The organism is Flavobacterium ovatum (genome assembly GCF_040703125.1).
GTDB lineage: Bacteria > Bacteroidota > Bacteroidia > Flavobacteriales > Flavobacteriaceae > Flavobacterium > Flavobacterium ovatum.
In genome coordinates this window covers 872181-885627 of record NZ_CP160035.1, presented here as the reverse complement: position 1 = coordinate 885627, position 13447 = coordinate 872181, and the positions used below count along the sequence as shown (strand labels likewise).

Below are 13447 nucleotides of genomic sequence, written 5' to 3'. Positions count from 1 at the left end.
TTATTGTTTTTTTGAAGCTAAATAATCTTCCAAATTCTTTTTAATTTGAACTATTTTATAGTTTTCATTAGACAATACAATGGCAGGTTCTTCAATTTTATATTCTTTATTATCTTTTAAAAGGGTACTCACATTCTTAGCATATTCTTCAGATTGTGCTCCTTGAATGACTAAAAAGCGTTCTTTTTCTTTATAATTTTCAAAATGATATACTAATTTTTGAATGTTTTCACTAGCTATAAATTTCTTCACTTTGCTTTCAATTGATTTTAACTTAACGTCCTCCGTTTTAGAAAATTTATACAAAATTTTCCAGTTATTAGATTCGGCTGTATTAAAATTCATATTCTCCATAGCAGGAATTTGAGTACTAACAATTACCATCGATTGCTTACCTTCTTCAGTATTTGGATAATTATCCGCCACATACTGTATCGCTTTTTTATAAGCCGATAACCCTCTTAATTTCCCAATAGCATTAGCCCTCAAAAACTCTAATTTGGATACAATTTCGTCACCTGCAAATTGATTGATTAAGACATCTGTTTTTTCAAGTACCTCGTCAAACTTCTCGTCATCGTACAAAGCATATACTTCGTCATAAACATTTTCAGGTGAATTCTTATCAGCGCTATCTAATTTTGAATTACTAATAATTTGTGCATATCTAGAATCTGGAAACTGAGTCAAAATCGCATTTTTAACCTCTGCTGCTTTTCCGCTATTCGTAATTTGATAGATTTTGTACAAATTATACAAAGTAGGCAAAACCAACTTTTCTTCTGGATTCTGACGTAATAATTGTTCCAGTTTTGTTGTTGCAAGCTGATATTCTTTGAATTTTTCTTTATAAATAACTCCTAATTGATAATAGGCAACATTGCGTTCTTTATAAATACTATCTTTTACTTTTGGATCAGAAGGCAGTTGATTCAAATAAAAATCCGTAGTGTATTCCGCAATTACTTCTATTTCTTTTTTGTTTTTCTCTTCAACGTCCTCTTCGATTTCATTCACGGTAGCATCAGTCGCAGAAAATTGTCCATTAGTAGCGGCTCCCATACGCCAGTTTCCATTTGAAGAACGGTTACCCCAATTGTTTTTAAAACTTATTTTCCCAAAAGAAACTAAGGTTGGATTATAAAAATAAAAAATAGCCGTGTTTTGATTAATTCCACCAAGTGAAGGTGGTAAAGCTGCTGCTCTTGGTTTTGGCAACCCTGTATTTTGGGCAGAAACTGCATTACCGTCTGTAATTGATTTGCTATTATTTTCGATGTTTTTTTGAATCTGTAATTCCTTTTCAGCTAAGATTCTTTTTTTCTCATCTTCTTTTTTTAACTCGGTAATATAATTTTCAAAATAAGTGATTCTCTCAGGTTTCGACATCGAAAAAACTTTGATAATACTATCATTTCTTGTTGCAATTCCTTCATAAAGAATTACATCATCTAAATCTTTTCGAACTTTGGTAATATGAATGAACTCTCTGTTTTTATCATTCAATTTAATTAAAGTACTATCGTAATATTTGGCAGCAATTGGATATTTTGCTTTTCGAAAATACATGTTGGCAATATTTCTATAATTAGATGCAACCAAATATTGATCAGCTTTGGCTTTTTTTATCGACGTATTGTAATAATGTAAAGCTTCTTTTTGTTTGTCTTGCTTATCATAAAAAAGGCCCATTTGATGATTTAACACATCTAAAAACGGACGATTTTCTCTGTCTTTTAATAGTTTATCAAATCTTTTTAAGAAAACAACACTATCTCCTTTTTGAAAATCAAATAATTGTGCTTTTTTAGCTTGGGCATGAATTACATATTTTCTCTCTGCTTTGCGATTCATTGTAATTACAGACTCGTAACTTTCAATTGCCTTTTCAGGACTACTTAGTTCCTCGTACAATTGTCCTAAAATAAAATGATAGCGCGCTCTTTGTTGATTATTGGTCGTGAATTTTTCAGCCAAAACTAATTTAGCCACAGCGCTATCTTTTTCTTCTAAATTCAAATAAGCTTCAGACAAAAGTGCATTGGCATCTGATAAAATTTGTTTTTTTAGTTTTCTATTACCCAAAAGGCGTTTGATATTATTAACAACCAAGGCGTCATTACCCAAGCGCATATTGGTTTTTTCGCGCCATATTTTAGCTTCGTAAATAGTACTGCTCCCTGGGTATTTATACAAAATATAGTTGAATGCATCCAATGCAGGGATAAAACGTTGATCGTAATATCTAGATTTCCCTAATAACAAATAGGCTTCATCCGTTTGAAAGTTTCGTTCTGTGCCATCAATATTCATAGAATGTTTCTGAATAGCTTTGGTAGCCTTCTTCTCCGCCAATTCAAAATCAGCATTTATTGGTTTTTTCACACCCTCTAATTCTTCATTGAACAGCATTTTTTCAATTGGCAAACGCTTCCAGAAATTGTCCTTATCATTCCCTTCAATACCAGCGACACCTTTCTCAAGGCCAATTCCTCCATTGTACAAAATATTATATTTGGTACTTAAAGCATGTGTGTTTCTTGACAAAAGATTATCTCTTTTTGTTGAACAAGCGCCCAAAATAATGAAGAGTCCTAATGAAATTGAAGAATTAACTATATTGGTTTTCAATTGAATGTTTTTTTATCATTTAACTTCGTAAGTACTCATTTAATATAATGACTGGTAAAAATACGTTTCTTTTTGAAATATAGAAATTTAAAGCCCTAAAAACGTTTTCAAAAATCTATTTATCAGTCTTTTCAAAATCTATCTCCCTAAAAATAGTCAATATTTGATATTATTTCATTGGTTTTTTTCAAAAAACAATCCGCTTATTAGGTACTATTTATCAAGGTTTCCTATTTTTGTAAAAAAATTAATCTATGCCTTCATTTTTAAAATTAATTATAAAAGAAGTAAAACGTGAAACGGCAAGTGCAGTTTCTATTCTTTTTAATGTTCCTGAAGAATTAAAATCAGGCTACACATTCCTTGCAGGACAATATGTAAATTTAAGATTAACCCTTGACGGAAATGAAATTCGTAGAGCTTATTCTATTTGTTCTTCGCCAGAAAGCGGTGAATTGCGTATTGCCGTAAAAGCGGTTAAAGATGGTGCTTTTTCTCAATTTGCGAATACCAAACTTAAAGCTGGTGATGTTATTGAAGTAGGAAAACCCGAAGGAAAATTCACTTTTGAACCTGTAGCGGACAAACAAAATCGCTATATAGCTTTTGTATCTGGAAGTGGAATCACACCTGTTATTTCCATTATCAAATCAGTACTAAAAAGCGAACCCAAAAGTTCTTTTGTTTTGGTTTACGGAAACAAGTCACCTGAAGAAACTATTTTTCAACAAGAATTACATGATTTGCATTTACAATATGTGAGCCGTTTTTTTGTGGATTATGTCTACAGCCAAGTCAATGTTGAGAATGCTCAGTTTGGTCGAATTGACAAATCAGTTATCAACTTTGCGCTAAACAATAAACACAAAGAGATATCATTTGACAAATTCTATCTATGTGGTCCTGAGGAAATGATCAATACCGTATCTGGAGTATTAAAAGAAAAAAATGTAAAAGATTCAGCTATTCATTTTGAACTTTTCACAGCTTCTTCTCAAGAAATCGAGATTACAGAATCTTTAGAAGGCCATTCAAAAATCACTATAATGGTGGATGATGAAGAAACTAGCTTTGAAATGTCACAAAAGCAAACCATTCTTGAAGCTGCTTTGAAAAAAGGAATCGACGCCCCTTATTCTTGCCAAGGCGGAATTTGCAGCAGTTGTCTTGCTAGAGTAACTGTAGGAACAGCCGAGATGAAGAAAAATTCTATCTTGACAGACAAAGAAATTGCTGATGGATTGATTTTGACTTGTCAAGCACATCCAACATCTGAGACAATCTATATTGATTATGATGACGTTTAATTATTAGTAATCAGTCACAGTTGTTCAGTTTTCAGTTACTTTGATTATTTGAAACAGAAGGTGTCGACTTCAGTACTGAAACACTTTTTTTCGATCGAAATTAAATCATGATAAACAAACTCGAAATATTTAAAAATGCTCATGAACTTCTGGACGAACCAGAAGTTCAAGCACTTTTAGACTATTGCGAAAAGCTAGAAGATGACCTTATCAATTTTAAATTCGAAAAAGAAAACAACAAGGAACTAATCATGCTCGATATGATTAAAGAAGTTTTGAAAGGTTGCAGTGCACTCGAAAAAGAACAAATGGAACACGACCGTTTTGGTTATGAATCCCCCAATTACCAAGACACAATAACAAACCTCAAGAGTTATATTCACGAAATTTGTAGAATAAATAAAATTTGGCTTTAATTGCCACAAAGACACAAAACTTTACTTCAAACTTTAGAAAAAAAGTTGCCACGAATTTAAAGAAAGTACCCTTAGGTCTTTGACAAAGAGTTGCTAACTTTTAAACGCAAAGTTCACAAAGCATTACGCAAGGTTCGCAAAGCTTTGCGTTTATTGCGTTCTCATAAACAATATAAAATCAATCTTTTCGTCCTTTTCGGTTAAACTATTTTGTTAGATAGAATTACACAAATTAGCACGAATAAAAAACTTAGAGATTCAAATTACACGAATTTTTTTTGGACTGCTAAATTAATTAGCACATCACTAACTTAATGATGAACCATCGCTTTTTATAAACCTATTATCTATTTTGGTTCTACTGATATTTGTGTGAAAGAATAAATTTTAAATTAGAAGAGTTATTGTAAGCAGTCCCTAATTTTTGTCAAGTCGAGCAAAGTCGAGACCCATTATCGCATCTCGACTTCGCTACCTATGACGTTTTAGTTTAAATGAATGATTTACAGATACTTAAAAAACACACCCCTAGCCCCTCTCAAGAGGGGAATTAGAAATGCTAACATTCATATAACGTCATTTTATATTGCTTTTTTAGAATAAAAATTACTCCTCGAACTGACAAATCATTAAAGTAATTATATTAGTTTATGAATTTCACAATATTTCCAGAAGAACCTCTATTTTAAATCGCTTCAAATAATTTTCCTGGTAAAGGTCGAATAACTCCTTTGAGTTCCATATTAAGCAATAAACCCGAGATTCGATAAATCGGAAAATCACATTGCAGCGCGATAATATCCATCAATTCCTTGCCTGTTTTGAGCAAATAATCATACACTTTTTGTTCGTCTGCCTCTAATTCTACAAAAAGTTGTTTTTGAACAGATTTTGTTGCTGCTTGAATATCCCAATTCAGTATATATATTAAATCGGCAGCCGAAGTAAGCACATGGGCTTTTTGGGTTTTAATCAAATTATTACATCCTTGACTGTATTTGTCAGTCACGCGACCTGGAACAGCAAAAACATCTCGATTGTAATCATTGGCCATATTTGCCGTAATCAACGATCCGCCTCTATCCGCAGATTCTATTACTATTGTTGCCTCAGTCATTCCGGCTACAATGCGGTTGCGACGCACAAAATTTTCTTTATCAGGATTGGTTGTACTCCAAAACTCCGTCATAAAACCACCATTTTCTTCCATTTTTGCCACATATTTTTTATGCGGTTTTGGGTAAATTTGGTTCAGTCCATGCGCAACCACTCCTATCGTTTGCAAATCATTTTCCATCGCCAATTGATGTGCTACAATATCCACTCCATAAGCAAAACCACTCACGATAACCGGATTCAAGGGCGCCAAATCTTCGATTAACTTTCTACAAAATTCAGCTCCATAGGACGTAATTTGACGCGTACCCACAATGCTAATCATCTTTCGGGTTTTCCAATCTATATTTCCGGAACTAAACAATAAAACCGGCCCATCAAAACAATGTTTCAGTCGTTCCGGATAATTATCCTCTTGAAAATAATGGGTTTTAATATTATTCGATTGAATAAATTGAAGTTCTTTAGTTGCTTTATCAAAAACGGATTTGTCCTTGATGTTTTTGAGCAACAGACTCCCTACTCCATCAATGGAAGCGAGTTGTTGTGACTTGGTTTTAAAAACTTCTTCGGCGGTTCCGCATTGCATAAGTAGTTTTTTGGCCATAATATCGCCAACTCCCTCTATTCTTTGTAGGGCTAAAAGATAAAATAATTCTTGTTCTGTCATGCTAATGGATTGTGGTTGAAAAGTATAAAAATTTTATGGCATTTGTTAATAAAAATTGTGAATAAAATTTTGATAACTATTTTCATTGTATAACTTTGTAGATATGAATATCGAACAATACATCGCCCAGCTTTTATACCGTTACCAATGCGTTACCGTACCAGGTTTCGGTGCTTTTTTGACTGAAATTCAATCTGCTCAGTGGGTTGAAGCGAGTCATTCGTTTTTCCCTCCAAAAAAATTGGTTTCTTTTAACACCAACATTAAAACTAATGATGGCCTATTAGCAAATCACATTGCTAGTGCTGAAAAAACCTCTTATAGCTATGCCGTAAGTGCGATACAACATGCGGTTTTGAATTGGAAAAATAATTTGGAACAAAACGGAAAACTTTCGTTGAAAGATATTGGAGAACTTCAATTAAATAGCGAAAATAACCTTGTTTTCAAACCTGTAGAACAAAACAACTATTTGACTAGTTCTTTTGGATTGAGCTCCTTTATTTCTCCTGCTATTAAAAGAGCAATTGAAAACCAAATCGAAACTGTTGAAGAAAAAGAAGTCATCGTATTCGAACCAGAAACTACCAATGGTCGTTCTTATTTGAAATATGCTGCTATATTTGTTCTTGGACTCGGATTAACTGGAACTCTCGGTTATCCGTTGTACCAGAAAGAAATGGCAAACCAAAAAACGCTAGTACAAAAATCGGTTCAGAAACAAGTAGAAACTAAGATTCAAGAAGCTACTTTTTTTATCAAAAACCCATTGCCAGCTGTTACGCTTTCAATCAAAGAAAACAAAGAAACTAAAATGCCCTACCACGTGATGGCAGGTGCTTTTAGAGATGAAAATAATGCCAACAAAATTTTAAAAAGATTACTAAAATCTGGTTTTGATGCCAAAAGAATTCCACTTAACAAAAGCAATTTGTATCCTGTAATTTACGGCAGCTACAAAACGTTTGCAGAAGCAGAACAAGTCAAAAAAGAAATCAACAACAGAGACAATCCAGATGCTTGGATTTTGATTGAAACTTTAGCTTTATAAAAAACCGTTCATCGGATTTACAAAAAACCTCCAAAACTGCTTTTCGCAACTTGGAGGTTTTTTTGTAGAATTACTTCTTGAATTCTGCCCTGGTTAATTGATTATTAAACTTAATATTAGTCCAGTTGACCAATATCCAAGGATCTTTTGTCTCGAGAGCATCCCAATTGGAAGCTTTATACTTTCGCTTTGTTGGAATCAAAATCCCTTCAACATTTTCATATTCCAACTTCATTAACATGGGATCTATTTTACCAAAATCAACAACGGTAAATAAAAATTGATCTACCAAATTGGTTTGTTGATTGATGTACAGCTGGTATGTATCTTTTGGCTTGTTATCATTGGATTCAAAATCAATTTTAACCACATCATAACCAATTCCATTGCTTATTTTTTCGCCTACGTATTGATATTTTATTCCTGGATCAAGTAATTTTTGCATCATAGCAAACCAATAAAAATTGGTCGCACGACTAAAAACGGCCCTTTTAACAATCGCTGGATCTTGCAACTCTGCACCATTGTGTTTGATCCAATATTCAGCACCATCATATCCTTGCTCAATCGTTCCATCAAGTTCGGGCAAGGTACGCTCATGTTGTTTTAAAAGTCCGTATGACAATTCGCCATCAAAGAGGTATTTTTCTGTAGAAAAATCTGTTTTACCATCTGGCGTTTGATAAGTATAAGTATACACCACATCTTGTTTTTGCAGCAATTTATTATAGTCACCTACCTTTTGCACCATTTTATACACGAGCTCATGGCCTTTGTTTTGAAAATTAGGTGCCACGACCGCAGTAACATCTTCTTTTTCCTTACTTGCCTCTTTTTGTGCATTACGGCATCCGCTTAAAGCGACCAAACAAACCAACCCCAGACATAACGTACTTTTCATAATAAATAAAATTGAATAACAATAGAGTCAAAACTCCCTCAGATCTATATTCCGAATTCTACAACAATTTGATTTCGAACCAATAAAAAATAGATTTTTTGCTAACCTAATCAATCATTTAAACGGAAAAAAGACCTTTAACAGAATATTGTATATCAAAAATTCCAATTATATCTAAGATCCAAAACCTTTTAATCTATAAAATCAAACTATTCATGGGTACAAAAAGACCATATGTCTATTTGCCTTTTATCCTTTATACAAATGAAATACTTTTAACCTAACAATAACAAAAAGCATTAAATCTTAAAACAAAAAATCATGAAAAATAACTATAAAATAATCGCAATTTTAGGAGTGTTTCTTTTAACTGGAATTACTGAAATAACAGCACAAACTAAAACTACCAAAAAGGTGGTAACGAAACAAGTGACCAAAAAAGAGTCTATCAAACGAGTGCCAACCTCAAAAGTGGTGTACAAAACTCCAAAAAGCAAAACAGTAACCGTACGTACCTTGCCCAACAAAACAATCGTCAAAAACAACGGTCAAAATTACTATTACTCCAACAATAAATACTATACCTATTCACAAGGTCACTATGTAAACATAATGCCCAAAGTAGGATTTAGAATCCAAACATTAGCACCAAATTACAAAAAAGTAAACTATCAAAACCACATTTATTTTCAATCTCAAGGAATGTTTTATGTGCAAATTGGTAACGAATATGAAGTAGTCGACCCAGAAATTGGAACTATCGTTTACGAATTACCAAGTGATTATGAAAAAGTGACCATCAACGGTCAAACCTATTATGAATATGGAAATATTCTTTACGAAAAAATACAAGATAATGGAACTAGAGCCTATGAAGTAGTGGGTTTTATAGATGCCAACTAAACTTGTAATCCTGAAGGTTAAATTAATTCACAATAAAAAATCCTCTTATTGAAAGCCAATAAGGGGATTTTTATTTTAATCCGAATAACTAACTCTACTAAATAACCCATTAACTGATTAGAGTATCATTTTAATCGCATTTAAAATCTAAAAAAGCCAAAAACGGACTGAATACGGTAAAAATAATTTTAACAGCTAAAACGATTACTTTTGAGCGTTCTATTCTTTGGAGCTCCCTACGCTTGGTAGCCACTCTCTTTACTTTTCCATTTTATAAATCTTTTTCATGATTTGGTTGGCTACATGTGGACGGTAGTGTGATTCTTCGTAAAAATTAGAAATCGGTTCGGTCATCTTATTCTTGCCCGAAAAATTATAAATATATTTACTACCGAATAAGTTATTTAATAATTCTAATTGATTTTTCTCTAAAGGTACTTGATCATAAACTGGAGAAATGACAATTTTAAATTGGGTTTTGTGTTTGTCAAAAATGCGTTTTATACTTTTTAATTGACTGATTTCCTTATCAGTAATATCACATCTTGAAATTGTAGAAACCGGACGATCATAAAAAATTTTTTTCTCTTTTAGATTCTGATAATATCCTAATGAATCTTCTCGGATTTCTTGATCATAACCATCCCAAATATCACAATTTACATAATTGGCTACATCTTTGTATTTGTTTGTATGAATGTATGATTTGAGGTATTCCCTAGCTACTTCAAAAATACTATAATCCAAATATGCTACTAAAAACTTAGGATTAAGTGACACTTTTATAAAAACGTAATAATATTCAATTGTAGATAATTTGGAGATGCAAGGCATAGATATAAATAAATGACCTTTGCGAACACCAGTACCTATTAAGCCTTTTCTATCAATGACAATTAATACATTTTTAATCTTACTCCCCGTTTCATCTAAGTATTCTAGTTTTTTGGATATACCCCATACTCCTTCTCCAGAAGCATCAAAATGAAAAGGTTTTGAACCTTTATCTAGAAAAGGCAACCAATTAACACATTTAAAAGCTTGAGAACGTGAACTTCCTAAAATATAGGAGTCAAATTTTTCTGTATCTTTAAAATGATTAAAAGTAGTAGTAGTAATCATCTCTCTATTGATCCCCACAACTTGTTCTTTGTTATAGTCTTGAAATCCAAAAATTTTGAAAAAATCCATATAAATTACGATCGGAATCACAAATAATATGGGAAGGAAAAAAACAACTATTTTTTTTAGTAAATTTTTCATGCTAAAATTGAAAATAAATAAACTGTTGTTCTTTTCCGCCAAACCAAAATATCAAAATTATGATTCCATAATACATACAAAGTCTTACTGGGCGGCGCCAATTGAGTCCCAAATTCTCAAGAGCATGGGGTAGTTCGCGACTTTTCCACTCCAAAAATAGCATTATCAAAATATAAAAAATAGTACTGAACAAATCTACTTTACTTGTGAATATTGGCATAGTGAAAAACGAAGCCGAAAAAATTTCGCCTATATAATTTATAGCATGTCCCACACTATCTGCCCTAAAAAATATCCATGCAAAAACGGTAAGGCCAAACGTCACGCTCATCGACAAAAACTCTTTTGCCGAAGGATAATTTCTCCCTTGTGCTACTATATCTAGATGGTTACGATTATTTTTGGTCAGCAGTAATGGTAAAAAATAAATAGCATGAAGCATTCCCCAAATTATAAAGGTCCAATTGGCGCCGTGCCAAAAACCACTCACTATAAAAATAATAAAATGTTCCGTATTTGCTGCCATTTACTACCGCGACTACCGCCTAAAGGAATGTAAAGATAATCTCGAAACCATGTAGAAAGCGAAATATGCCAACGTCTCCAAAACTCGGCAATATCTCTAGAAAAATAGGGATACGAAAAGTTTCTAATCAAATCAATACCAAAAAGTCGGGCAGTTCCAATAGCGATATCAGAATATCCAGAGAAGTCCCCGTAAATCTGAAAACTAAAAAACAACGCTCCAAAAAGCAAACTACTCCCCGTAAATTCTGAGGTATTGTCAAATAACAAATTAACATGTTCTGCACATTGGTCGGCAATTACAACTTTTTTGAACAATCCCCACAAAATTTGTCTTAACCCGTCTACGGTCCTACCGTAATCAAACGTTCTCTTTTTCTTAATTTGCGGCAGTAAATGCGTCGCTCGCTCAATAGGACCAGCCACCAGCAACGGAAAAAACTAACAAAAACGCCATAGTCAATAAAATTCTTTTCGGCCTTTATTCTATCCTTGTAGATATCAATAATATAGGATAAACCATGAAAAGTATAAAATGATATTCCAACAGGTAAAATTACTTTCAAAGTCCAAGGATCGACCTGCAACCCAAAATTGGAAATTGCAGTTGCAAAGGATTCTGCAAAAAAATTGTAATATTTAAAAACAGCCAGAAAACCAAGATTGACAGTAATGCTTAACCAAAACCACCCTTTTTTTATTCTTTGATTATTGGAATTTGCAATTTGAATACCCGTATAATAATCCAAAAAAGTCGAGAAAACCAGTAAAAACAAAAACCTCCAATCCCAACAAGCATAAAAGAAATAACTCGCAACCAGCAACAACAAATTTTGCAGCTGCAATGATTTGTTATTCACAAACCAATACAGGATGAAAACAACAGGCAAAAATAAAGCAAAGCCAAACGAATTAAAAAGCATACAAAGATTCTGTAAGGATTATAAGCAACGCAGCAATCAATAAATAAACAAATAGCGAAAAAAGTTACTAAAGTAACACTACAAAATCTGCAAATATATTGAATTAAATCCCCTAATTGAATGTACAACAACCCTACAATCAATATATTTTGACATATTACCCCAACATCCACCTAATAATTTTCAATTTGAAATCAGAATACGGCGCATATTTGATATTTGGTTCCAACCAAGTCGGCTTGTCCAAAATACTTTTGTAATGCGAAAACGTATCAAAACCAAACTTGCCATGATAACTACCCATTCCGCTGAAACCTACCCCGCCAAACGGCATATTGCTGTTGGACAAATGCATGATACTATCGTTTACGGCACCACCGCCAAACGAAACTTCGTTTAAAATCTTGTCAATTAGAGTTCGGTCTTTCCCATAAATGTAGCAGGATAATGGCTTCGGACGCTGTTTTACAGCCGCAATGGCGTGGTCAACATCTGTAAACGAAAGTACCGGCAAAATGGGCCCAAATATTTCGTCTTCCATCACTGGATCATCAAAACTCACGTTTTGCAGAATGGTTGGGTGAATCAATCGTTTAGCCGCATCCGTTTCACCACCAAAATACAATTTATCACAATCAATTAATTTGACTAAACGATCAAAGTTTTTGTCATTCACAATCTGCACATAATTTTCTGTCAGACCGTTTTTCAAATCATAGAATTCGGTTATCGTGGCAGCAAGCATTTTTAAAAATTCAGCTTCGATTTTCTTTTCGACCAAAATATAATCGGGCGCTACACAGGTTTGACCCGCATTAAAAAACTTGGCCCAAACGATCCTTTTTGCGGTCATTTTTAGATCAGCATCAGCCAGAACAAAAGTCGGACTCTTCCCTCCTAGCTCAAGTGTAACTGGAGTAAGCAATTTTGCCGCCGCTTGGTAAATAATGCGTCCTACTGGAATACTACCCGTAAAAAATATTTTATCAAATCGGTGGTTTAGCAATTCAGTAGTCGTTTCGACACCACCTTCGACTACGTGTAGAAAATGAGCAGGAAAATTTTCGTTAATAATTTTTGCCATCACCGCAGCCGTGCGCGATGGGAGTTCACTAGGCTTGATCATAACGGTGTTTCCTGCCGCAATGGCCGTAATTGCTGGAAGTAACGATAATTGGTACGGATAATTCCAGGCACCAATCACCAAGGTTACACCAAGCGGCTCAGGAATTATATAGGATTTTGCCGGAAAATTTGCCATGCCTGTAGCTACTCGCTTGCGCTTACTCCAACTTTTAATGTTTTTGATAAAGATGTTAATTTCATGGTACAACAACGAAAACTCTGCCGAATAGGTATCAAATTTTGATTTCCCAAAGTCCTCGTAGATGGCGGTGTACATTTGGTCTTCGTGCGCTTTGAGGACAGATTTTATTTTTTGCAATTGCTCAATTCGAAAGCTGACTTCTTTGGTTTGGTTCGAATTGAAAAACTCAAGTTGTTGGGTATATATATTTTTGATTTCCATAGTACTGTAATTCAAATTTTATAATGAAATGCGTTGCAAATACTGCAGTTGATGGTTTAGTTTTTTTGCAGAAAAATAACTACTCGCCTAGCCCAATTAGCTTTCGAAATAGCGTTTTAGTCCTACTCTAACAAAGTAAAACCTTTTGCAGGATCAATACGCAACCGTTAACACAATTTTAAAGCCGTTTGCATAGCAAAACAGATCAAAATA

General features: G+C 33.5%; 9 protein-coding genes and 1 pseudogene. 4 read left to right on the top strand and 6 right to left on the bottom strand.

Annotation, left to right across the window (positions count from 1 at the left end; all coding sequences use genetic code 11):
• Entirely contained in the window at positions 1–2631 is a 2631-nt protein-coding gene (locus ABZP37_RS03905; RefSeq protein WP_366185783.1) for a tetratricopeptide repeat protein, read from the bottom strand.
• Between the two features lie 254 nt (positions 2632–2885).
• On the opposite strand from ABZP37_RS03905, the gene ABZP37_RS03900 reads away from it, so the two are divergent.
• Both ABZP37_RS03900 and ABZP37_RS03895 read left to right on the top strand, forming a co-directional pair.
• Entirely contained in the window at positions 2886–3938 is a 1053-nt protein-coding gene (locus ABZP37_RS03900; protein WP_366185781.1) for a ferredoxin--NADP reductase, read from the top strand.
• 107 nt (positions 3939–4045) lie between these two features.
• Positions 4046–4354, top strand: coding sequence for a hypothetical protein (locus tag ABZP37_RS03895; protein WP_366185779.1), 309 nt, complete (start codon positions 4046–4048; stop codon positions 4352–4354).
• 685 nt (positions 4355–5039) lie between these two features.
• Here the strand turns inward: ABZP37_RS03895 and dprA are convergent.
• Complete coding sequence (gene dprA, locus ABZP37_RS03890; RefSeq protein ID WP_366185777.1) at positions 5040–6140, bottom strand: DNA-processing protein DprA; 1101 nt, start codon at positions 6138–6140, stop codon at positions 5040–5042.
• Positions 6141–6243: 103 nt separating this feature from the next.
• Here dprA and ABZP37_RS03885 point away from each other — a divergent pair, with 103 nt between their 5' ends.
• Positions 6244–7191 (top strand): SPOR domain-containing protein, encoded by a 948-nt coding sequence (locus ABZP37_RS03885; RefSeq protein ID WP_366185775.1) that lies wholly within the window; start codon positions 6244–6246, stop codon positions 7189–7191.
• 70 nt (positions 7192–7261) lie between these two features.
• Here ABZP37_RS03885 and ABZP37_RS03880 read toward each other — a convergent pair whose 3' ends face one another.
• On the bottom strand, positions 7262–8092 hold the full coding sequence (locus ABZP37_RS03880) for a hypothetical protein (protein ID WP_366185774.1): 831 nt from the start codon (positions 8090–8092) through the stop codon (positions 7262–7264).
• 321 nt (positions 8093–8413) lie between these two features.
• On the opposite strand from ABZP37_RS03880, the gene ABZP37_RS03875 reads away from it, so the two are divergent.
• Complete coding sequence (locus ABZP37_RS03875; protein WP_366185772.1) at positions 8414–8995, top strand: DUF6515 family protein; 582 nt, start codon at positions 8414–8416, stop codon at positions 8993–8995.
• 258 nt (positions 8996–9253) lie between these two features.
• Here ABZP37_RS03875 and ABZP37_RS03870 read toward each other — a convergent pair whose 3' ends face one another.
• The 3 genes and pseudogenes from ABZP37_RS03870 to ABZP37_RS03860 all read right to left on the bottom strand — a co-directional run bounded on the left by ABZP37_RS03870 (position 9254) and on the right by ABZP37_RS03860 (position 13234).
• Positions 9254–10186, bottom strand: a complete 933-nt coding sequence (locus tag ABZP37_RS03870) for a hypothetical protein (protein WP_366185771.1) — start codon at positions 10184–10186, stop codon at positions 9254–9256.
• A gap of 73 nt (positions 10187–10259) precedes the next feature.
• Positions 10260–11706, bottom strand: a pseudogene (locus tag ABZP37_RS03865) (MBOAT family O-acyltransferase).
• A gap of 157 nt (positions 11707–11863) precedes the next feature.
• Positions 11864–13234 (bottom strand): aldehyde dehydrogenase, encoded by a 1371-nt coding sequence (locus tag ABZP37_RS03860; protein WP_366185769.1) that lies wholly within the window; start codon positions 13232–13234, stop codon positions 11864–11866.
• Positions 13235–13447 lie beyond the last annotated feature (213 nt).

Bases quoted from the DNA above. Each gene is read 5' to 3' on its own strand.
- ABZP37_RS03870 (WP_366185771.1), bottom strand. From the start codon at position 10,186: ATGGATTTTTTCAAAATTTTTGGATTTCAAGACTATAACAAAGAACAA.
- ABZP37_RS03880 (WP_366185774.1), bottom strand. From the start codon at position 8,092: ATGAAAAGTACGTTATGTCTGGGGTTGGTTTGTTTGGTCGCTTTAAGC.
- ABZP37_RS03885 (WP_366185775.1), top strand. From the start codon at position 6,244: ATGAATATCGAACAATACATCGCCCAGCTTTTATACCGTTACCAATGC.
- dprA (WP_366185777.1), bottom strand. From the start codon at position 6,140: ATGACAGAACAAGAATTATTTTATCTTTTAGCCCTACAAAGAATAGAG.
- ABZP37_RS03875 (WP_366185772.1), top strand. From the start codon at position 8,414: ATGAAAAATAACTATAAAATAATCGCAATTTTAGGAGTGTTTCTTTTA.
- ABZP37_RS03900 (WP_366185781.1), top strand. From the start codon at position 2,886: ATGCCTTCATTTTTAAAATTAATTATAAAAGAAGTAAAACGTGAAACG.
- ABZP37_RS03895 (WP_366185779.1), top strand. From the start codon at position 4,046: ATGATAAACAAACTCGAAATATTTAAAAATGCTCATGAACTTCTGGAC.
- ABZP37_RS03860 (WP_366185769.1), bottom strand. From the start codon at position 13,234: ATGGAAATCAAAAATATATATACCCAACAACTTGAGTTTTTCAATTCG.